Origin of the sequence: Cupriavidus consociatus (assembly GCF_017814975.1) — a bacterium.
Classification (GTDB): Bacteria; Pseudomonadota; Gammaproteobacteria; order Burkholderiales; family Burkholderiaceae; genus Cupriavidus; species Cupriavidus consociatus.
In genome coordinates, this window is sequence record NZ_JAGIQA010000045.1 from 1 (window position 1) to 18,639 (window position 18,639).

General features: G+C 64.9%; 21 protein-coding genes and 5 pseudogenes. 5 read left to right on the plus strand and 21 right to left on the minus strand.

Annotated elements, in window-relative coordinates:
* The 5 genes and pseudogenes from J8I82_RS34650 to J8I82_RS34665 form a co-directional block, all read right to left on the minus strand.
* Window positions 1–227: pseudogene (locus J8I82_RS34650) on the minus strand (amino acid permease); the annotation flags it as partial.
* 265 nt (window positions 228–492) lie between these two features.
* Window positions 493–1,587 (minus strand): branched-chain amino acid aminotransferase, encoded by a 1,095-nt coding sequence (locus J8I82_RS34655; RefSeq protein ID WP_209764392.1) that lies wholly within the window; start codon window positions 1,585–1,587, stop codon window positions 493–495.
* Window positions 1,588–1,643: 56 nt separating this feature from the next.
* Window positions 1,644–1,828, minus strand: a pseudogene (locus J8I82_RS39765) (hypothetical protein); the annotation flags it as partial.
* Between the two features lie 201 nt (window positions 1,829–2,029).
* Window positions 2,030–2,476, minus strand: a complete 447-nt coding sequence (locus J8I82_RS39465) for an AAA-type ATPase lid domain-containing protein (protein ID WP_209764393.1) — start codon at window positions 2,474–2,476, stop codon at window positions 2,030–2,032.
* On the minus strand, window positions 2,404–2,595 hold the full coding sequence (locus J8I82_RS34665) for a sigma 54-interacting transcriptional regulator (RefSeq protein ID WP_209764431.1): 192 nt from the start codon (window positions 2,593–2,595) through the stop codon (window positions 2,404–2,406). Before J8I82_RS34665 ends, J8I82_RS39465 begins: the two co-directional genes overlap by 73 nt.
* Window positions 2,596–2,805: 210 nt before the next feature.
* Here J8I82_RS34665 and J8I82_RS39225 point away from each other — a divergent pair, with 210 nt between their 5' ends.
* From J8I82_RS39225 to J8I82_RS34675, 3 genes and pseudogenes are all read left to right on the plus strand, one after another.
* On the plus strand, window positions 2,806–3,159 hold the full coding sequence (locus J8I82_RS39225) for a Bug family tripartite tricarboxylate transporter substrate binding protein (RefSeq protein WP_280908697.1): 354 nt from the start codon (window positions 2,806–2,808) through the stop codon (window positions 3,157–3,159).
* Window positions 3,160–3,161: 2 nt separating this feature from the next.
* Window positions 3,162–3,356, plus strand: coding sequence for a tripartite tricarboxylate transporter substrate-binding protein (locus J8I82_RS39230; protein WP_280908698.1), 195 nt, complete (start codon window positions 3,162–3,164; stop codon window positions 3,354–3,356).
* Between the two features lie 50 nt (window positions 3,357–3,406).
* Window positions 3,407–4,388, plus strand: a pseudogene (locus J8I82_RS34675) (quinone oxidoreductase family protein).
* A gap of 269 nt (window positions 4,389–4,657) precedes the next feature.
* Here the strand turns inward: J8I82_RS34675 and J8I82_RS34680 are convergent.
* On the minus strand, window positions 4,658–5,458 hold the full coding sequence (locus tag J8I82_RS34680) for an SDR family oxidoreductase (protein ID WP_209764394.1): 801 nt from the start codon (window positions 5,456–5,458) through the stop codon (window positions 4,658–4,660).
* 360 nt (window positions 5,459–5,818) lie between these two features.
* Here J8I82_RS34680 and J8I82_RS34685 point away from each other — a divergent pair, with 360 nt between their 5' ends.
* The gene (locus tag J8I82_RS34685; protein ID WP_245180480.1) at window positions 5,819–6,154 is read left to right on the plus strand and encodes a Bug family tripartite tricarboxylate transporter substrate binding protein; all 336 of its coding nucleotides are present in this window, start codon (window positions 5,819–5,821) and stop codon (window positions 6,152–6,154) included.
* A gap of 9 nt (window positions 6,155–6,163) precedes the next feature.
* Here J8I82_RS34685 and J8I82_RS34690 read toward each other — a convergent pair.
* From J8I82_RS34690 to J8I82_RS34735, 10 genes and pseudogenes are all read right to left on the minus strand, one after another.
* Window positions 6,164–6,414 (minus strand): annotated as a pseudogene (locus tag J8I82_RS34690) (NADP-dependent glyceraldehyde-3-phosphate dehydrogenase); the annotation flags it as partial.
* A 415-nt stretch (window positions 6,415–6,829) separates the two neighbouring features.
* A complete protein-coding gene (locus tag J8I82_RS34695; RefSeq protein WP_209764396.1) occupies window positions 6,830–7,645 on the minus strand; it encodes a shikimate dehydrogenase family protein in 816 nt (271 codons plus the stop codon).
* Between the two features lie 24 nt (window positions 7,646–7,669).
* Complete coding sequence (locus J8I82_RS34700) at window positions 7,670–8,659, minus strand: 2-hydroxyacid dehydrogenase (RefSeq protein WP_209764397.1); 990 nt, start codon at window positions 8,657–8,659, stop codon at window positions 7,670–7,672.
* Window positions 8,660–8,679: 20 nt separating this feature from the next.
* A complete protein-coding gene (locus J8I82_RS34705) occupies window positions 8,680–9,624 on the minus strand; it encodes a sugar kinase (protein WP_209764399.1) in 945 nt (314 codons plus the stop codon).
* Complete coding sequence (locus J8I82_RS34710; RefSeq protein ID WP_209764400.1) at window positions 9,621–10,409, minus strand: sugar phosphate isomerase/epimerase family protein; 789 nt, start codon at window positions 10,407–10,409, stop codon at window positions 9,621–9,623. The genes J8I82_RS34705 and J8I82_RS34710 overlap by 4 nt, the downstream gene beginning before the upstream one ends.
* The gene (locus J8I82_RS34715; RefSeq protein ID WP_209764401.1) at window positions 10,406–11,140 is read right to left on the minus strand and encodes an amino acid ABC transporter ATP-binding protein; all 735 of its coding nucleotides are present in this window, start codon (window positions 11,138–11,140) and stop codon (window positions 10,406–10,408) included. Before J8I82_RS34715 ends, J8I82_RS34710 begins: the two co-directional genes overlap by 4 nt.
* Complete coding sequence (locus tag J8I82_RS34720; protein WP_209764402.1) at window positions 11,127–11,777, minus strand: amino acid ABC transporter permease; 651 nt, start codon at window positions 11,775–11,777, stop codon at window positions 11,127–11,129. Before J8I82_RS34720 ends, J8I82_RS34715 begins: the two co-directional genes overlap by 14 nt.
* Complete coding sequence (locus J8I82_RS34725; RefSeq protein ID WP_209764403.1) at window positions 11,774–12,532, minus strand: amino acid ABC transporter permease; 759 nt, start codon at window positions 12,530–12,532, stop codon at window positions 11,774–11,776. Before J8I82_RS34725 ends, J8I82_RS34720 begins: the two co-directional genes overlap by 4 nt.
* Before the next feature lie 54 nt (window positions 12,533–12,586).
* Window positions 12,587–13,390 carry a transporter substrate-binding domain-containing protein gene (locus J8I82_RS34730; RefSeq protein ID WP_209764404.1) on the minus strand — a complete coding sequence of 268 codons (804 nt, stop codon included), beginning with the start codon at window positions 13,388–13,390 and terminating at the stop codon, window positions 12,587–12,589.
* Between the two features lie 235 nt (window positions 13,391–13,625).
* Window positions 13,626–14,684: a LacI family DNA-binding transcriptional regulator gene (locus J8I82_RS34735; RefSeq protein ID WP_209764405.1), complete on the minus strand. Its 1,059-nt coding sequence runs from the start codon at window positions 14,682–14,684 to the stop codon at window positions 13,626–13,628.
* A 260-nt stretch (window positions 14,685–14,944) separates the two neighbouring features.
* Between J8I82_RS34735 and J8I82_RS34740 the strand changes: the two genes are divergently transcribed.
* Window positions 14,945–15,280 (plus strand): helix-turn-helix domain-containing protein, encoded by a 336-nt coding sequence (locus tag J8I82_RS34740; protein ID WP_209764406.1) that lies wholly within the window; start codon window positions 14,945–14,947, stop codon window positions 15,278–15,280.
* A 45-nt stretch (window positions 15,281–15,325) separates the two neighbouring features.
* Here the strand turns inward: J8I82_RS34740 and J8I82_RS34745 are convergent, their stop codons facing one another.
* From J8I82_RS34745 to J8I82_RS34760, 5 genes and pseudogenes are all read right to left on the minus strand, one after another.
* Window positions 15,326–15,472 carry a hypothetical protein gene (locus tag J8I82_RS34745; RefSeq protein ID WP_209764407.1) on the minus strand — a complete coding sequence of 49 codons (147 nt, stop codon included), beginning with the start codon at window positions 15,470–15,472 and terminating at the stop codon, window positions 15,326–15,328.
* 112 nt (window positions 15,473–15,584) lie between these two features.
* Window positions 15,585–15,689, minus strand: a pseudogene (locus tag J8I82_RS38740) (integrase/recombinase); the annotation flags it as partial.
* Between the two features lie 2 nt (window positions 15,690–15,691).
* Window positions 15,692–16,501, minus strand: coding sequence for a putative hydro-lyase (locus J8I82_RS34750; protein WP_209764408.1), 810 nt, complete (start codon window positions 16,499–16,501; stop codon window positions 15,692–15,694).
* A gap of 26 nt (window positions 16,502–16,527) precedes the next feature.
* A complete protein-coding gene (locus J8I82_RS34755; RefSeq protein WP_209764409.1) occupies window positions 16,528–17,895 on the minus strand; it encodes an MFS transporter in 1,368 nt (455 codons plus the stop codon).
* A 496-nt stretch (window positions 17,896–18,391) separates the two neighbouring features.
* Window positions 18,392–18,631, minus strand: a complete 240-nt coding sequence (locus tag J8I82_RS34760; protein ID WP_209764410.1) for an acyl-CoA carboxylase biotin carboxyl carrier protein subunit — start codon at window positions 18,629–18,631, stop codon at window positions 18,392–18,394.
* Window positions 18,632–18,639: the final 8 nt, after the last annotated feature.

Consider the following 18,639-nt stretch of genomic DNA (forward strand, 5'->3'; position numbering starts at 1 on the left):
TAGCACAGCGCGGCAAAGCCGCACGCCAGCGCGGCGATGACGAAGGACACGGTCAGCGCCGGCCCGGCGGTCAGCGCCCCGGTGCCGGTCAGCACGAAAATCCCGGTGCCGATGATGGCGCCAATGCCCATCATCACCAGGTCGACCGGACCCAGCACCTTCTTCAGGCTGCCAACGTGGCTGTCCGCCAGCATGGCGTCAATGTCCTTGGTTCGGAACAAGCTCATATAGGGATCTCCTGTATGTGTTGCCGCGCGATCGCAAGGATCCGCGCCGGAGATGGCGACGAGTCATGCGGGCGCGATGGCATCCGGGCAGCGTGCTGCCGGGTAGACGGCACGGCTTTCCGGCACGCAGGTCGCGCACCGGCCCCGGTATTTTTTGGAATTAACCGGACCGCCCAGGCGGGCGGGGAGAGAAGTCAAACCGAATCAGGGCGGCGCGCACTGGCCTTGGATTCCGTGCATGCCGCTGATGTCAAACACGCCGGTCTTAATCGACGTGACGAACCCATCCGAACGGGTCGGCGATCTTGCCGCGCTGGATGCCCGTCAGCAACGAACGGAGGCGTTGCGTGACTTCGCCTTCCCCACCATTGCCGATGGTGAACTCCCCACCAGCGTGACGCACCTGCCCGATGGCGGTAACGACTGCGGCCGTCCCGCAGGCGAAGGTTTCCTTGACCCGGCCACTGGCTGCATCCGCGCGCCACGTCTCGAAGTCGTACGGTGCTTCGTTGACCGGAATACCCTCGTGCCCGGCCAGCTCGATGATCGAAGCGCGGGTAATGCCCGGCAGGATGGTCCCTGTTAATGGGGGCGTGCGCAGAGAGCCGTCATCCATCACAAAAAACACATTCATGCCCCCGAGTTCCTCGATCCAGCGGTGCTCCGCAGCGTCAAGGAACACCACCTGGTCGCAACCCTTGGCCGAGGCCTCGGTCTGCGCGATCAGGCTGGCCGCGTAGTTGCCGCCGCACTTGGCCGCGCCGGTGCCGCCAGGGGCCGCGCGGGTGTATTGATCCGAAACCCATACGGTCACCGCCGACTTGCCGGCCTTGAAATACGGGCCGACCGGGCACGCGATCACGCAAAATATATATTCGGCCGACGCGCGCACGCCGAGAAAACTCTCCGAGGCGAACATGAACGGGCGCAGGTAGAGGCTACCCTCGCTACCTGGAATCCAGGCGCGGTCAATATCGACCAGCGCTTCCACGGCTTGCAGGAATGTGGCCTCGGGCAGGTCGGCCATCGACATGCGGGCAGCGGAGGCGCGAAAACGCTTTGCGTTCTCCTGTGGTCGGAACAGCGAGATCTTTCCGTCCTCGCCACGGTATGCCTTCATGCCCTCGAAGATTTCCTGCGCGTAGTGCAGTACTGCGCAGGCGGGATCGATTTGGAAAGGACGGCGCGCTTCGACCTTGGCGTCATGCCACCCGCGACCGTCGGTCCAACGGATCGTGACCATGTGATCTGTGAAAACCCGTCCGAAGGTCGGGTTTGCCAACTTGGCAGCAATCTCATCGGCGGGGGTGGGGCCGGGGTGAGGCTCTACAACGAACCGCAATTGATTTTCCGTGGTCATTTTTCAGTATTCCGATGATGTTGGGGCATATGGCCCTTGCCGCCGCGGTAGTCTTCCAGCGGCGAGCCGCGGTAGCCGGAGATAGGGCCCGCTGTATTGAGGCCGGCAGCGCGGTCGCTCGCCTTATCCTGCATGGGCAGGCGAACCAGCGCCTGGTGCCGCTCAGGTAGGCACGGCCTTTCTGGAGAGTGTACCTGTCGTCCAGGCTGGCGTTGGCCAAGGGCTCGCGCAGGTGGCGGATAGTATGGCATTCACGATGTCTGTCTCCGGATGCTTATTTTGTCCGGAGGAGTGTAGGAAGCGCCAGCACCATCGTAAATTCAAGAATTCCAACATCTGGTATCTTCAAAACGAATAGCGCGGGATGGACATGGCCAGCCCAGCGTGACCATTTCACGGCGCTGCGCGGGTCATCGGAAGGTGCTGCCGGGCCTCCTGGCGCTCACTCATTTTTAAGGAGGCGCCATAAGGTGGAGCGCCCAATACCGAGGCGCTTTGCGGCCTCGGTACGGTTTCCGCCACATTCCTTGAGGGCCTCCTTCACATTGGCAATGGTCATGCCGGAGAGCGTGGTGTCAGGCGGCTCCGGGATATCGGCCCGTGAATCGTCGGGGTCGTGATCACTATCGAGAAGCACCGCCAACTGTCGTGCCGGCAATGCGGCACCCCTTTCGAGACAGGCCATGGCAACTCGTTCGGCGAAATTTTCCAGCTCGCGAACATTGCCTGGCCAGGTGTGTTGACTGGCGACGGTTAGCGCGGCAGGCAGAACATCTTCAACCAAGTCAGCCAGCTGGACCCGTCGCATCGCCGCGCTTACCAGCGCGGTGACGAGGATGTCGCGGTCCTCAGAACGCTCTCGCAGCGGCGGTACCTGGACACGTAGCACACTGAGACGGTAGAAAAGATCTTGCCGGAAGGCGCTTCCGTCTCCAGCAGCGTCTCCGGCAATGCGCCGCAGTTGACCGCCAGGAACGGATGGCGCCGGCGGCGGCTGGCGTTATGCAGGCCTTGGGCAAGCGTTTAGCGTTTCATTGAATCGTTTCAAAGTGAAACGTATCGTTCCAATGTGAATCGCCATCCGGGTTGCCGGTCGAGCACCGAAGTGACGTAGTTTTCGTTAAAAAGCAAATGGTTACGTGTAAATAAATCTGGTTTCGCCAACTGGCACGGCCATTGCGCTCATAGCGAACCTACGACCACACCGCAGGGAAACCTATGAATCGCAGAGACTTCAATCGCATTGCCTTGACCTTGCTCGGCACTGCTCCGCTAACGGCAACGCGCGCGGCCGAACGCTATCCCGCGAAGCCGATTTCACTTGTCGTCGCCTATAGCGCTGGCGGAAGCGCTGATTTGCGGGCACGCCAGGTAGGCCGCTACATGAGCACGGCCCTGGCGCAGCCGGTCGTCGTGGAAAACCGGCCCGGCGGCGCGGGAAACATCGGTACGCAGTACGTCGCGCGGGCGAGGCCCGATGGCTACGTGCTCGGCATCGGCAACCTTGGCCCCTTGAGTGTGTCAATCCTTCGCTGTTTGCCAACCTTCCGTTCGATCCAGCCAAGGACCTGACCATGATCGCGCTGATTGAGCGTGGGCCGTTGCTGTTGCTGGTCAGGCCGGATTCGCCGTACAGAACGGTGGCCGACTTGATCCGGTCGGCCAAGGCCAGCCCGACCGGACTGACTTACGGGTCCAGCGGAGCGGGCGGCGCGCATCATCTCTGCGGCGCACAACTGATCCGCGCCAGTGGGATCGAGCCGAGCTGACTTGTCTGGGCATCGCTTTTCTTACACACAACCAATCTTCCGAGAACACAATGAAAGCCATCATGATCGAGAGCTATGGCGGCCCCGAAGTCTTGCAACGCCGGGAAATACCATCGCCGGTGCCCGGCCCCGGCGACATCGTTGTAAAAGTCGCCTTCGCCGGCATCAACTTCATGGATGTACATACGCGTCAGGGCAAATATGCGATGTCGACCACCTACCCCGTGCGGCTCCCGTGCACCTTGGGGATGGAGGGAGCCGGAGAGGTGGTGCAGGTAGGTAACGAAGTCAGCCGCTTCGCGGCCGGCGACCGGGTGGCATGGTGCATCGCGTGGGGCAGCTATGCCGAATATGCCCGGGTGCCGGCCGGACTCGCGGTCCGTCTTCCCGACGACATCGCCTACGATCAGGCGGCGGCCAGTCTGTACCGCCCACTATCTGCTCAACGATGTGGCCAGGCTGCATGCCGGGCAGGCCTGCCTGGTGCACGCCGCGTCCGGCAACATCGGGCAGTTGCTCGTACAGATGGCCAAGGCCGCCGGCGTTACTGTTTTTGCGACGGGCAGCTCCCCGGAAAAGTGTGCAGTGGCGCGTCGCCTAGGCGCCGATCACGCCATGCTCTACGACCATGGACGCTTCGCCGACACAATCCGCGAGGCCACGCAGGGCCGTGGTGTTGACGTGGTATTTGACTCAGTGGGCAAAGCGACACTGCGCGACAGCTTCCGCGCCACGCGCAAGCGCGGCCTGGTAATCAACTACGGCAACGTCTCCGGATCGGTGGACGACCTGGACCCCATGGAGTTGGGGGAGGGCGGCTCATTGTTCCTGACCCGGCCTCGATTGGCCGACCAAATGTCCGATCCTGATACGGTCCAGCGACGTGCGGATGACATCTTCACGGCGCTCGCCTCCAGGCAACTCCATATGCCCATCGCAAGCCGCTACGACTTTGGCACTGTAGAACTCGCACATGCAATGATCGAGCAACGGCAGCAAATCGGGAAATCAGTATTGTCGGTTGCTGGCTAGAATGGCCATCGAATCGGCGTTACGCAACTTAGTCCGGATGGCGCAACGCCGATAGTGAGCAAATATCAGGATGGCGACTGAGGGCAGCCTTGCACGGACCGGTCTATGGTAGCGCGGGCATTCAGCGGAGCAGGCTGGCAGCGAGCTGGGCCCAAAAGTTGTCGCGCGCAGCCAGTGCGCTGAGGCGCTGGCCAGCACCGCGGCTTGCGGTTCCCATTCCGGCACGCGCCTTCGCAAGTCCTGCGCCCCTTCGCGATAGGCTGGCAGCCTCAGACTACCATCGGAGTGGTCGCGCCATCGATCGACAGGATGGCGCCCGAGATATAGCTGGCGCGTGGCGAGGCGAGGAACAGCACCGCGTCCGCCACCTCTTCCGGCGTAGCCAGGCGGCCCAGGCCGGTGCGCGCGTTGGCGCGCGCCAGCGCCTGCTCCACGGTCATGCCGCCGATACGCGCATCCACTTCCATGCCCTGCTGCAGGCGCTCGGTGTGCGTAGCCGACGGATTGACCGCGTTCACGCGCACACCTTGCTTGCCGTAGGCATTGGCCAGTCCGGCGCTGGCCAGCATCAGTGCAGCGTTAGCTGCGCCACCTGCCAGGTGGGCGGGGTTGGCCACCTTTCCACCCATGCCCACGATGTTGACGATGGCGCCGCGCCCTTGCTGCGCCATGCGCTTGACCACCGGGTCGATCACATTGATGTAGCTGAAGTACTTGGCGGCCATGGCTTCCTGCCACAACTGTGGGGTCAGTTCGTCCGGCGGCCGGCGCTTGGCCGCACCCGCGGAGGTCACCAGAATGTCGATGCCGCCAAGTCCTGCCACCGCTTCTTCCACCGCGCGGGCGGCCTCGGCGATATCGGTCAGGTCGGCGGAGACCGCGAACATGTCCCTGGCAAATTCGCCCTGGCCTTCGGCCAGCTTGGCGCAGGCCTTCGCCAGGTTTTCTGCGCTGCGCGAAACGATGGCCACGCGCGCGCCCTCACGCAGAAAGCCGGCCGCGCAAGCCAGGCCGATGCCGCGGCTGCCGCCGGTGATGAGCACCCGTTGATTGCGGAGTTCGAGATCCATGATGGTGTGTTTTGGCTGGAGGGGAGCGCGGGCGTCGCTCGACAAATCGCGAATCCCCATGTGTGGCGGGCCGGTTGCAACGCCGGTGAGACGAAACGGGGTCATCATAGCGCTTTTCCCTTGCTCACATCCTGGCAGCGGACGTTACTTCAGCGTTGGATCTGCCAAGTCGAGATGGCGAGTAATGGACACTCACGCCGCTAAAGCATTGGTTTTTCGCGCGGCATCGCGATACGCTGGTTACCCTTCGAGCATCGCACCGGGCTACGATGCCCGCACCGATTGCCTAGACTTCAACTGCCCCCGTACGCTCGCGTGCGGCGTATGTTTTGTGTCTCCCGAAGGAAATGTGAGTAACAGATGCGAATTTCCCGCAAGCTGCTTTACATGGCTGCGCTGCTGCTGCCCTCACTTGCTGTCATCGGGCGGACGCCGGCGGCTCACTACCCGGATCATCCCGTCGAACTCGTGGTGCCAAGCGCAGCTGGCGGTGGTACTGATACGGTTGCGCGGGCCTTCAGCGAAGCCATGCGAAAGTACCTGTCGCAGCCGCTGACCGTGGTGAACAAGCCGGGCGCCAGCGGCGCAATTGGCATGACGGAAGTGGCCCGCGCCAGGCCGGATGGCTACAAGCTCGGCAACATCATCGCGGAAGCCGTGATCGTCCCGCACCTCGGGCCGACCGGCTGCTCCTGATCGAAAGGCTCAAGAGATGAAGCGCGTGTTGATGAAGGTCGATTTGTGTCCGGGCACGATTTCATCCAGGAGCGCTTTTGACGCGCTGGTCGCCTTGGCAGCGATCATGGTGCGGATCGAAAAGGCGCGCAGTGCATCGCTGACCGACAGGGTCCCCTCGGCCGAGTCCTTGCGCCCCGTAAACGGAACACATCCGGCCCTCGCTGGCATTGGCAATTGATGTTCACGCGGCAAACCTGGTTCACCGCGCGCTGCGCCAGCAGGCGCCGGGTGAAATCCTGCACGTGCGCGATGCGGGCTTCCACCGCCATGGTCGGCCACGGTCCCGTACCCGACGCGTAGGCGGCCACCGCGGCTCGAGCGCCTGCAGGCTTTCCTTGACGGTGGTGACGGGGAAGCTGCCGACTTCTACGGCGCTCAGCTCGCCCCGGTCGTCGCGTACGTGCACCGGCGACAGGACGGTGCGGCAAGGGCTATCCCAGGAGCGGATCTCGCCGTCGATGAGGATGCCGTGCTGGTGGAAGAGGCGGAGCCAAGCGTGGCCACGATCTTGGTGTGTCGCTCGCGTCGCAGGGTCATTGGGAGACTCCGTGGAATGCGGGACAGGTGATCAAAAGCGGACGGGCAGGGGTCATCGGTCTGTGAGCGTCAGGGGGCAAAGGGCCGCAGCAGGCTTCAAGACAGGCGGGCAATTTCCTCCAGCAGCGCGGTCTCCATCGCCTCGATCGGCGCGCGTGCGCAGCCGGTATAGAACTCGACCTGGGCGCAGGCCTGGTGCAGCATCATGCGCGTGCCGTCGATGGTGCGGCACCCCAGCGCGGCGGCATCGCGGATCAGCTTGCTCCTGACGGGGATGAAGGCGGCGTCCATGACGATCAGGTGCGCGCCGAGCTGTCCGGCGACCGGGTTGACATCGGGCGCGCGAAAGCCCGCGGCGGTCGCGTTGGCAAGCATGTCGAAGTCCGCCGCGCGGAAGTCCGTCAATCCGCCGCCAAAGCGCAGGCCAAGCGAGCCGGCCAGTTCCTCGCCGCGCGCCGCCGTGCGGTTGAATACGGTCACGCTGGCGCCGGCCTCGCGCAAGCCATAGGCCATCGCCCGCGCCGCGCCGCCCGCGCCCAGCAGCGCAATGCGCTTGCCAGCCACTTCGGTCACCTCCTTGAACGCCCGGACTGCGCCGATGCAGTCGGTGTTGTAGCCGGTCAGCACGCCATCGAGATTGTTGATGGTGTTGACTGCGCCGATCGCGCGGGCGGTTTCGTCGAGATGGTCGAGGTGCGCGATCACGGCCTGCTTGTGCGGCATCGAGACATTCATGCCGCGCACGCCGAGCGTGCGGATCGACTGCACGGCGCCAGGCACGTCCTGTACCCCGAAGCACACAAAAGTGTAGTCGATCCCTAGCGCCCGATAGGCGGCATTGTGGATGCGCACATTGAAGGTGAAAGGCTCGCCCATGATGGAGCCGCACAGCGTGGGGATAGAACTGGGCATTGCGAGGTGTCCTTGCGAGGAAAATCAGGCGGCTGCCTGGGCAGCAAAGGCTGCCAGGTCGAACCGCGCGGCGGGTTGCCGTCCGGCGAGCGCGTCCAGCAGGTTGCGCGTGGCCAGTTCGGCCATGGCGCGCCGGGTTTCATGCGTGGCCGAGCCGATATGGGGCAGGGCGGTCACTCTCGGATGGCGGCGCAGCGGCGAATCCTGCGGCAGCGGCTCGGTGGCGAAAACGTCCAGCCCGGCCGCGCGCAGGTGCCCGCTTTCGAGCGCCGCGAGCAGCGCGTCTTCCTGCACGATCTGGCCGCGGGCGCCGTTGACGAAGATGGCGCCCGGCTTCATCAGCGCGAACTCGCGCGGGCCCATCAGGCCACGCGTGCTGTCGGTCAGGGGCAGCGTGACGGCAACGATATCGGCGCGCCGCAAGGCATCGTCGAGATCCGTGCGGGTGGCGCGCCCCACCAGGTCGGGCGGCTCCACGGCAGTCTCGTTGACGTAGAGCACCTCCATGCCGAAGCCGAGCGCCGCGCGCCGCGCCAGGGCCTGGCCGATACGGCCAAAGCCAAGGATCGCCAGGGTCTTGCCGTGCACGTCCCAGCCGAAGAGGCTGTCGCCGATATTGGCGGTCCAGCGGCCTTCGCTGACATGGGCCGCCAGCTCGACCAGGCGGCGGCTGGTGGCCATGATGAGCGCGAAAATGGTGTCGGCGGTGGTTTCGGTGAGGACGCCTGGCGTGTGGCACAGGGTGATGCCGCGCCGGTGCAGGCAGGGGAGGTCGTAGTTGTCGACGCCCACCGAAATACTCGAGATCACCTCCAGCTGGCCGGCTCCGGCCAGTTCTGCCTCGCCCAGCTTCACGCTGGAGCCGATCAGGCCGTGGGCGTTCGCCAGCGCGGCGCGGAAGGCCGGCCGCTGTGCCGGCTGGCGCGGGTCAGCCACGATCGCGTTGTGCTCGGACTCGATCCTGGCGAGCAGGTCGTCAGGGATCGGGCGGAACACCAGTACATTCTTGCGCATGGGTAATCCTTGCTAAGGCTTCACAAACGGGCAGCGGCCAACTGGGCATGGGTCGGCAAGCCCTCGGTATCGCCCCGCACCTGCACCGCCCGGGCACCGATCCAGGCACCGCGCCTGACGGCCTCGCTCACGGGACGGCCCTCCAGCAGCGCGCTGATCACACCTACGGCAAAGCCGTCGCCGGCGCCGACGGTATCGACGACGCGCTCGACGCTGAACGCCTCGACATGGCCACTGCCGGCCTCGCCATCGAACCAGGCGCCGTCGGCACCCAGCTTCACCACCACCAGCTTCGCGCCACGGGCACGGTAAAACGCGGCAATGCGTTCCGGCTCGGCGTGGCCGGTGAGGAAGCGGCCTTCCTCGATGCCGGGCAGCACCCAGTCGCACTGTTGCGCCAGGTCGTTCAGTGTCTCGCGCATCAGCTCGGGCGTGGCCCACAGCGTGGGCCGGAGGTTGGGATCGAACGAGATCGTGCGGCCGGCGGCGCGCATCGTGGCGATGGCCTGGCGCGTGGCGGCCTGCGTGCCTTCGGCGAGCGCGGGAAACACGCCGGTGACGTGCAGGTGCCGCGAGCGCCGTAGCCAGCTGTCGTCCAGGTGTCCGGGAGTCATGCGGCTCGCCGCCGAGCCGCGGCGGTGGTATTCAACGGGCGGATCGCTGCCGTCGTCGACCCGGCCCTTGAACTGGAAGCCGGTGCGCTCGCCGGGTTCGCACACCACCTGGCTGCAATCCACGCCTTCGCGCTGCATTTCGCCGAGCAGGTAGCGCGCCATCGAGTCGTCGCCCAGCCGGCTGGCCCAGCCGACCTTCAAACCCAGGCGCGACAGGCCGATGGCCACGTTGGTCTCGGCACCGGCGGTGCGCTTGTGGAAGGTCTGCGCGCCTTCGAGCGGCCCGGCTTCGCCGGCCACCAGCATCAGCATCGCCTCGCCCAGCGTGACCACGTCAAGATCGGTGCTCATGCGGGGACCTCCACCGAGCGCAGCAGTTCGACATGACGGCGCGTGACCTGTACCAGGTCATCGCCCTGCAGCGGGTATTCGATCGCACGCGCAACGTGCGTGGGCAGGCGACGCAAGACGCTGCGCCACGGTGCCGCCGAGTGGTCAAGCGGCACCGCGATCCATTTGGCGGGCGTGCGCTGCACGCCCTTGCAATGCACGTAGCCGACGTTGGCGCCGAGGACCTGCGCGGCGTCGAGCGGGTCTTCGCCGGTCCAGTGCCAGTTGCCCATGTCGAAGGTCATCGGCACGCTCTTGCCGAGCGTCGCGAGACGCGTGAAGAAGTCGCGCAGCGGCGGTACCGTGCCGGCCTGCGCGGTCTGGTCGTTTTCGACGACGAGCTCGATGCCCTCGTGCCGTAGCCAGGGCAGCAGCGCTTCCAGCGACGTGCCTGCCCGATAGCCGCCAAGCGACATCTTGACCCGGGCCGCACCGAGCGCCAGGGCGGTCGTGAAGGCACGGTCGAGTGCCGCGGCATCGAGGCTGCCTGCCTCATTCCACAGGCCTTCCGGGCTGGACCAGACCACGCTCAGCCCATGCTCCCCGGCGACCTCGCGCTGTTCAATGACCTCCTCCTTGTGCCCGCGCTGGAGTTCGCCGCGGAATTCCACGCCGTCCGCGCCCGCTGCCGCGGCAATCCGCGCCAGTGCCGCCTGTCCGTCGCGCAGGGCGAGGTCGGCACCATAGGCTGTCAGCGAGATCAGCACCGGCGGGCGTGATGCGCCCTCTGCTTGCCACTGGCTCATTTCAATGCTCCCGCGCTGAGGAATTGCTGCAGTTCCGGCGTCCGCGGCTGCGCGAACAGCGCCTTCGACGGCCCGGCCTCGTGGACCTTGCCCTGATGCATGAAGATGGTGGTATGCGCCATGCGGCGCGCAAACTCCATCTCATGCGTGACCAGGACCATGGTCATGCCGGAGGCTGCCAGGTTCTCCATGACCCGAAGCACTTCCGCCGTCAGCTCTGGGTCGAGCGCGGAGGTGACTTCGTCGAACAGCATGACCTTCGGCTCCATCGCCAGCGAACGGGCGATGGCCACGCGCTGCTGCTGGCCACCCGAGAGCTGCTCGGGATAGCAGTCCTTCTTGTCGAGCAGGCCGACCTGGGTCAGCACCTGGGCAACGATGCCGTCGATCCTGCCTGCTGCCATTTTCTTCACGATAGCCGGCGCCAGGGCGATGTTCTGGCCGACGGTCAGGTGCGGAAACAGGTTGTAGCTCTGGAACACCATGCCCACGTCGCGGCGCAGGTCGAGCAAGCGCTTGCGGTCGTGATCCAGCTTGTGCCCGGCGACGGTAATGTTGCCGGCATTGATCGTCTCCAGCCCATTCAGGCAGCGCAGCATGGTGCTCTTGCCGGAGCCGCTGCGGCCGATGATGGCGACCACCTGGCCCGGCTCGATCGCAAACGACACGCCCTTCAGGACTTCAACGGAGCCATAGGACTTGTGCACGCCCTGTGCTTCAACGATTGACATGGAGCCTCCTTTCCATGCGCCGGGCTGCCGCGGACAGCGGGAAGCAGAGCGCGAAGTAGATAAGTGCGACGACGACGAAGACCGCGAAGGGCTGGAAGGTCGCGTTGTTGATCAGCTGGCCGGCGCGCGTCAGTTCGATGACGCCGATGATGGAAGTGATCGAGGTGTTCTTGACCAGCTGGACCGAGAACCCCACCGTGGGCGGCAAGGCCAGCCGCACGGCCTGCGGCAGCACCACGTAGCGCAGCTGCTGCCAGCGGGTGAGGGCGAGCGCTTCGCTGGCTTCCCACTGTCCTTGCGGCACGGCCTCGATGCAGCCACGCCAGATCTCGCCAAGATAGGCACTGGCGTAGATCGACATCGCGAGCATGGCCGCGACCATCGGCGACAGCTTGAGCCCGAGCACGGAGAGTCCGTAGTAGCTGAGGAACAGCACGATCAGCACGGGCGTCCCTTGCACGACCTGGATATAGATCGTGCTGGCCAGGCGCAGGAGCGGGCTTCTGGCGGTACGCGCCAGCGCCACCAGGAAACCGGCCAGCGTGCCGCCAACGAAGGCGAGCAAGGTCACCCACAGCGTCCAGCGCGCGGCCAGCAGCAGGATTTCAAGATGATTCCAGGAGAACTCGGTGATCATCTCGCGCTCCCTGCAACGGCTGCCGTCAGTTCCGCCCGCGCCAGCGGCACGACCGGGGCCGTGCGGGCCAGCTTTCGGGCGCGCGCTACCACGCGGCGCCGCTTGAACACCAGCTTGCCGATCAGGCCGAAGCTGGCGCGCAGCAGCAGTGCCAGCCCGATATAGAGGAACATGACCAGGATGTAGCTCTCGAAGGTGCGGAAGGTCTGCGAATCGACCTGGCTGGCAACAGCCGTCAGTTCTTCCACCGAGATCGTCGACACCACGCTCGATGTCAGCATCATCAGCGTGAACTGGCTGGTCAGCGCCGGATAGACCTTCTCGAAGGCCGGCACCAGCGCAACGTGGCGGATCAGCTGCCAGCGCGTCATGCCCAGCGCGGCGGCGGCTTCAAGCTGCGAGCGGTGGACCGCCTGCAGGCCGGCGCGGATGATCTCGGTCGAATAGGCGCCGAGATTGACCGTCATCGCAATCAGCGCGGCGGTGACGGCATCGATCTGCAGCCCCACGGTCGGCAAGCCGAAGAAGATGATGAAGAGCTGAATCAGGAAGGGCGTGTTGCGGATGGCTTCGACATATACCCTGGTGGCGCGCTGCAGCCACGGGCCGCCGAAGGCGGCGGCAATGGCGCCGGCGGTGCCCACCAGCGTGCCGAGCAGGATCGAGCCGAAGCTGAGCGCCAGCGTCATCGCCGCGCCTTCCGCGAAGCGATCGAGCTGCGACAGCACCGGGGTCCATTCGAATTGATAGTGCATGCAAGTCTCCTGGCACGCCGGCTGACGCCGGCGCGCGACATCAGACGGCCTGGTTCAGAACGTTTGCAGCGTGGGCAGCGCCTTGCCGGTCCACTTCTGCGCAATGGCATCGAGCTCGCCATTGAGCTTCACGTAGGAGATCGTGGTGTTCAGCCACTGGCGCAGTTCGAAAGCATCCTTGCGCACGGCCATCGAATTCGGCTGCATCGAAAACGCGAACTTGGCGTCGAACTTGCCGGCGCCGCGCGCCTTCATGATCTCGTTGCCGGTGGTATTGGGCAGGGCAATGGCGTCGACCTGGTTGCTGATCAGCGCCTGCGCGCAGGTGGCATCGTCCTCGAAGCGGACGATATTCATGCCGGGAACGGCCAGCCGCGTCAGCGCGGTGTCCTGCGTGGTGCCGCGCGTCACGCCGACCTTCTTCTTGCCCAGTTCGGTCAGCTTGGCGTACTTCGCAGCGGTGGGCGCAAAGATGGTCAGCTCGAACGCGCTGTAGGGGGCGCTGAACATGATGGCCCGCGCCCGTTCGGGCGTCGGCGCCAGCGTCGCCACCAGGAAGTCGACCTTGCCGGCCTCCAGCGCCGGAATGCGGCTGGGCGAGGTGAGCGGGACGATATCGACCGGCACGCCCAGGTACTTGCCGAGCAGGTTGGCCACGTCGACGTCATAGCCTGCGGGTTTGCCGGTGGCGTCCGTGGTCCCGAAGGGCGGGGCGCCGGTCACGACGCCGATGGTGACCTTGCCCTTCTTGACGATCTCGGCGACCGTCTGCGCCTGGGCGGTGAAAGCGGCGCTGGCCAGGACCAGCAGTGTCAGCACGGGCGCGGCTACGCGGCGCAACAAGCGTTGAACGTTCATCAATGTCTCCTGCACGTATAGGGGTGTCGCTGGCGTCGCAGCGTTGGCAAGTACCGTCTTGAAACCGGTTTCAGGATTATAGGAAACCGGTTTCAGAGATCCAGCAGTGGAAACCCTTAGGGTCAGGGCGCGGTTGGCCGGAGCGGGAAATGGACGCGTTACCGGACCCGCTACGCAGGTGCGGCGGGTCTGGGCGTGGCTTGCGCGCGCACCCGGACGGCGCCCGGGCTAGGGATCAGCCGCGGCGGGTGGAGCCGCGCGTGATCAGCGTGCCGGGCAGCAGGACCCGGCGCGGTGGCAGTTGGGCACCTTGCAGGCGCTCGATCAGGCAATTGGTGGCAACGCGCCCGATATCGTCGGTGGGCTGGGAAATCGCGCTGAGGCCGGGGCCGACCAGCGCCGCCCATTCCGGGTCATCGAAGCCAATCAGGCCAAGGTCGGTGCCAAGCTGCCACCCCAGCCTGGCAGCCGATGCGGCCACGCGCAGCGAGATCACCGCATTGGCCGCCAGCACGGCGGCGGGCGCCTCGCCAGCACGGCGGCGCAGGTCGCGCAGCGCTTCATCCAGGGCATCGTCGCCACCCCTGTGGGCTTCGAAGGCGGTCCCGCTGACCGTGTCCGCGTGCTCGGCGACAAAGGCCTGGAAGGCGCGGGCCCGTTCGTTGCGCGAGCTGATGGCCTTGATCGGCTCGCTGACAAAGAGCACGTGCCGATAGCCGGCTTCGACCAGGTGGCCGGCGGCTTCATGGACGGCGCTCTGGTTGTCGAGCGCCACCAGGTCCACCTCCGCATCGCCGATCTTGCGGTCGACCAGCACGACTGGCTTGCCTAACTGCGCCGCATCGGCCAGCGCGCCGGCATCGTGACCCAGCGTGTGCAGAATAAAGCCCTCGACCCGGTAGGCCGACAGCGATCGGATCGCCTCGCGCTCCAGTTCCTCGTCATTGCCGAGATTGAACAGCATCACCATGTAGCCGGCGTCGCGGCAAGCCTTCTCCACGCCGCGCAGCACGGCCACCGAGAACGAATTGGAAACATCCGCAACTACCAGTCCGATCAGGCGTGACTTGCCGCGCTTGAGCCCTTGCGCCATGGGACTCGGGCTATAGCCAAGCGCGCGGATGGCCGCGGCCACGCGCGCTTCCACGTCGGCCGACAACTGCTCGCCGCCCCGGTTCAGGTAGCGCGAAACGGTGGCCTTCGAGACGCCCGCATAGTCGGCAACATCCTGGATGGTGAGCTTCTCTGCGGGTTTCAGGTCGAAAATCGGTCGGGTCACGGGGCGCGGCGGCATTGGGTTTGGGTGCTGGTGAAACCAGTTTCACATTATGCCTCGCGCGTATCCGTCTATGCCAGCACCAGCGATCCCTGCGGCGTCGGACGGCGGCGGCATTGCGAACGCATGAAGCGATGCGGACCGCGACCAGGAAGCGGCTGCAGGAATGCATTGCCGTGGATGCGTAGCTCGGAGTCGCAGAAAAGATAGTTCTGAGAAGGGACGATCCTTGGCAGACGATAGTATAATTTCACTTTCGTGAAAGTTTCTCTACGTCTATGCCGAGGCCCCTCCCTGATCCGACTCCCCCGTCACGCGCGACAATCCGTAGCATTGGCCAGCTTGGCGACCGGATAAGGGCGACGCGGGCAGGGGAAGGCATGCCCATTGACCAGGCGGCTGATCATTGCGGGGTTTCCGTCGGTATGCTGTCCAAGCTGGAGAACGGCAAGGGCGTCAATCTCGAGCACGCGCTGCGCGTGATGGACGGACTGGGTTTGACGATGCTGGTCGTGCCGAAAGCGCATGCGGCATTGCTCGAACAGGCGGCGGTTCATGCGGCTAAGCTGGACAAGAATGCCGCTAGGGAACGGCAAGTCCAGTTTGATGAGTAGGCTGCAACAATATGCGTAGCCTGAAACCCATCAGGCAACGGCTCGCTAAACAACGAGCCGGAAGCAATTGGCTAGCTCTTCCATGATCGCTGCCTGCAGCCTGTCGCGAGAAATCTTGAGCGGATGGCGTTCTGCGGTCGACGCCATCCAGCGCCTGAAGTCGACGAAGGTGGCTGGACTGATCGTCGTCATCCCGCCATCGGGTCACGGAAACGATGGACGCAGAGAATGGAGGCGACCCAGCAGAACATTAGCGCGTCGCGCCTGGACTGCCCAGAGGTCGTCTTCATCGTCGGTCAGCTGGAGCGGAGATGGTCTCCTTGACCACGTCCCACAGTTCGTGACTGAGGTAGCGCGTGATGCGCGGCCGGCTTGGCGCGCGCCGGCGGAGCGCCAGCGCGAGCGGGTTGCTCAGATAAGCGTGACGTCATCGATCGCCACGTCGCCCACCAGCATATAGCCCGGCGCATGCGTGATGCACAGCGGCAGTCGCGCCTGCACGGCGGCAGCCTGGGGCGTTACGCCGCAACCCCAGAAGAGCGGGATCTCGCCTGGCAGGATTGCGGTGGGCTCACCTTCGTCGGGACGGTTGATGTCCGCAATACCGATCGCTGACGGATCGCCGGCGTGCACCGGTTTGCCGTGTGCTGCCGGCAACGCGGCGCAGATTTCGCTGGCATGCGCGGCCTGGTCGGGCGTATAGGGGCGCATTGACACTACCATCGGTCCTCGGAACGGCCCCACGGGCGTAGTTTCGATGCTGGTTCGGTACATTGGCACGACCTTGCCTTCATCGACATGCCGCACTGCCAGGCCGGCGCGCTGCAGCGCATCTTCAAAGGACAGGGAACATCCCAGCACGAAGCCGACAAAGTCGTCGCGCCACAATGCGCTGATGTCGTCGCACTCTCCGGCCAGCTTGCCATCGCGCCAGACGCGGTATCGCGGCAAATCAGTGCGGAGGTCGATGTCCTCGCCCAGCTCCGGCACCCGCGGGGAGCCCGGCTCGGTCATGCCGATCAATGGGCAGGGCACGGGGTTGGCACGGCAGTAGCCGAGGAAATCATCGGCCCACTGGCGTGGCAGGATCATCAGGTTGCCCTGCACGCGGCCGGGCGCCATGCCGGCGGTGTGCCCGCGCCACGTGCCGCTGCGGATGGCGGCGCGCGCGCCGGCGGGGCTGGCTGCCCAGCCGGGCAGCGAAACGGTGGTGTCATGCATGCTGGTCGCTCCAGGCTGGGATCGCATTACCGCAGGGCCTCGCGCGCAGTTTCCCTGACGCCCAGCAGCCCAAGCAATGCGATGGCCGAACCGCCCATCAGCAGGTACGCGGGGGAGAGCAGATTGCCGGTGGCGCCGATCAGTGCGGTGGCCACGTATGGCGTCACGCCGCCACCGAGGATCGCGCCAAGGTTGAAGCTGAAGGCCATCCCGGAGTAGCGCACGCGGGTCGGGAACTGCTCGGCGTACGTGGGATAGCCGACGGACTGCACGATCGGCATCGGCAGCGCCACGATCAGCATGGCGAGGAAGGCCAGGCCGATGCTTTGCTGGTCCATCAGCATCATCATCGGCACCACCAGCACGGTGTAGCCGACAAAGCCGATGGCGAGCACCTTGCGCCGGCCCAGGCGGTCGGACAGGCCCCCCCAGAACGGCATCAGCACCGCCATCGTGAGGCTGACAAAGGCCATGATCCAGTAGACGGTGGTCTTGTCGTACTTGAGGTAGGTGGTCATGTAAATGTTCATGAACACCAGGCCCACCCAGTAGCCCACGTTTTGCCCGAAGGACAGCACCAGCACCTTGAGCACGGCGGGCGTGTGCAGGCTGAAGACTTCCTTCAGCGGTGCCTTGGGCGGTTCGCTGTGTTGCTGGAACTGCTGGAACGCCACCGATTCTTCCACGCGCTTGCGCACGAGGAACGAGATCATCACCATCGGGATTGCGCTCAGGAACGGGATGCGCCAGCCCCATGCGGTCATGGCTTCGCTACCGAGGACTGAACTGGTCAGGCCGCACACGGTTGCAGCCAGCGCGCCGCCGATGGCGACGCCCACCGGCGTGAACGCGCCGAAGAAGCCGCGTCTGCCTTGCGGCGCCGATTCGGCCACGTACGCGGCCGCGCCCGTGACTTCGCCGCCGGCAAAGAAGCCTTGCACCAACCGGATCAGCAGGAGCAACAGCGGGGCCGCAAGGCCCGCACTGTTGGCAACGGGCAGCACGCCGATGGCGGCCGTGGCCACGCCCATGCCGATCACGGTGACCAGCAGCACGGCGCGGCGGCCGATGCGATCGCCGAGGCGGCCCAGCACGATGCCGCCGATCGGGCGCATCAGGAAGGCACTGCCGAATACCGCCAGGATCGCCAGCAGCGACGCGGTGGCATTGTCGCTCGGAAAGAACAGCGGCCCGATGGTGGCGGCCAGGTAGCCATAGATGCCGAACTCGTAGTACTCGATGGCGGTGCCGGCGGCGGCGGCCACCGCGGCCTTGCGTGCCACGGCGACATCGCCGCTCGCGGGGGCCGGGGTATGGGCTAAGGTTGGGGCGGCAGCAGGAGCCGAGGCGGCATTATCCGCCAGTGGCAGCGTGGAAGTGGGGGCGTTGGACATGATCACGTTTCCAGAAGCAGGGTGAAAGAAGCCACGCGGGGCTGCTGGTGGCAGCCCGCGGGTCCCGGGGTCCGAGCATGAATACCCGGTACGCTGCGCCGCCGTCATTGCGGCTGCGTACCTGTCGTTGTTAATGGACTGTGGGTTTTATCAGTGCAGTCCTTGTTGCATTCACAGCGTTAATGCACGCCTGGAAGCTCTGATTTTTATTCAGCAACAAGCGTGCCAGTAAAAATCAACTGCGGAAATCCTTGGAAATAATCGCGACGGGTCCTGGTCGATGCTGACCATGCATTTTTCTGTCTCCTTTTATTCGGCTGCGCGGGAATGAACTGACTGGGTGCATGCCGTGTTCCCTTGCGGAGCATGACATGCACTGTTGTCGTCGTATTACTGTCTGTTCATTTTGCAAAAACCTGGGCAGTCGATTATTTGCTTCGACAAGTCCGACCTTTACACGGTCGGCGAGGGTAGGAAGATGCTTTTCTTTGGAATTTCAGCCGGCCAGAATAAAGGCGCCCAATACCTGGCCTTCCTCGACCGGCTCGCCTTCACCGACCAGATATTCGGCCACATAACCGTCAGCGGGCGCTTCCACGGGAATTTCCATCTTCATCGATTCGATAATCACCAGCGTGGCATCACGCGCTTGCGCGACATTAGGCGCGGCCACGATCTTCCACAGGGTGCCGGTGGTCTCGGCGACGATGGGCAAGGCATTCGGTTGGTCTGGCATGGGGGCGT

Bases quoted from the DNA above. Each gene is read 5' to 3' on its own strand.
- J8I82_RS34655 (WP_209764392.1), bottom strand. From the start codon at position 1,587: ATGACCACGGAAAATCAATTGCGGTTCGTTGTAGAGCCTCACCCCGGC.
- J8I82_RS39225 (WP_280908697.1), top strand. From the start codon at position 2,806: ATGAATCGCAGAGACTTCAATCGCATTGCCTTGACCTTGCTCGGCACT.
- J8I82_RS39230 (WP_280908698.1), top strand. From the start codon at position 3,162: ATGATCGCGCTGATTGAGCGTGGGCCGTTGCTGTTGCTGGTCAGGCCG.
- J8I82_RS34680 (WP_209764394.1), bottom strand. From the start codon at position 5,458: ATGGATCTCGAACTCCGCAATCAACGGGTGCTCATCACCGGCGGCAGC.
- J8I82_RS34685 (WP_245180480.1), top strand. From the start codon at position 5,819: ATGCGAATTTCCCGCAAGCTGCTTTACATGGCTGCGCTGCTGCTGCCC.
- J8I82_RS34695 (WP_209764396.1), bottom strand. From the start codon at position 7,645: ATGCCCAGTTCTATCCCCACGCTGTGCGGCTCCATCATGGGCGAGCCT.
- J8I82_RS34700 (WP_209764397.1), bottom strand. From the start codon at position 8,659: ATGCGCAAGAATGTACTGGTGTTCCGCCCGATCCCTGACGACCTGCTC.
- J8I82_RS34705 (WP_209764399.1), bottom strand. From the start codon at position 9,624: ATGAGCACCGATCTTGACGTGGTCACGCTGGGCGAGGCGATGCTGATG.
- J8I82_RS34710 (WP_209764400.1), bottom strand. From the start codon at position 10,409: ATGAGCCAGTGGCAAGCAGAGGGCGCATCACGCCCGCCGGTGCTGATC.
- J8I82_RS34715 (WP_209764401.1), bottom strand. From the start codon at position 11,140: ATGTCAATCGTTGAAGCACAGGGCGTGCACAAGTCCTATGGCTCCGTT.
- J8I82_RS34720 (WP_209764402.1), bottom strand. From the start codon at position 11,777: ATGATCACCGAGTTCTCCTGGAATCATCTTGAAATCCTGCTGCTGGCC.
- J8I82_RS34725 (WP_209764403.1), bottom strand. From the start codon at position 12,532: ATGCACTATCAATTCGAATGGACCCCGGTGCTGTCGCAGCTCGATCGC.
- J8I82_RS34730 (WP_209764404.1), bottom strand. From the start codon at position 13,390: ATGAACGTTCAACGCTTGTTGCGCCGCGTAGCCGCGCCCGTGCTGACA.
- J8I82_RS34735 (WP_209764405.1), bottom strand. From the start codon at position 14,684: ATGCCGCCGCGCCCCGTGACCCGACCGATTTTCGACCTGAAACCCGCA.
- J8I82_RS34740 (WP_209764406.1), top strand. From the start codon at position 14,945: ATGCCGAGGCCCCTCCCTGATCCGACTCCCCCGTCACGCGCGACAATC.
- J8I82_RS34745 (WP_209764407.1), bottom strand. From the start codon at position 15,472: ATGACGACGATCAGTCCAGCCACCTTCGTCGACTTCAGGCGCTGGATG.
- J8I82_RS34750 (WP_209764408.1), bottom strand. From the start codon at position 16,501: ATGCATGACACCACCGTTTCGCTGCCCGGCTGGGCAGCCAGCCCCGCC.
- J8I82_RS34755 (WP_209764409.1), bottom strand. From the start codon at position 17,895: ATGTCCAACGCCCCCACTTCCACGCTGCCACTGGCGGATAATGCCGCC.
- J8I82_RS34760 (WP_209764410.1), bottom strand. From the start codon at position 18,631: ATGCCAGACCAACCGAATGCCTTGCCCATCGTCGCCGAGACCACCGGC.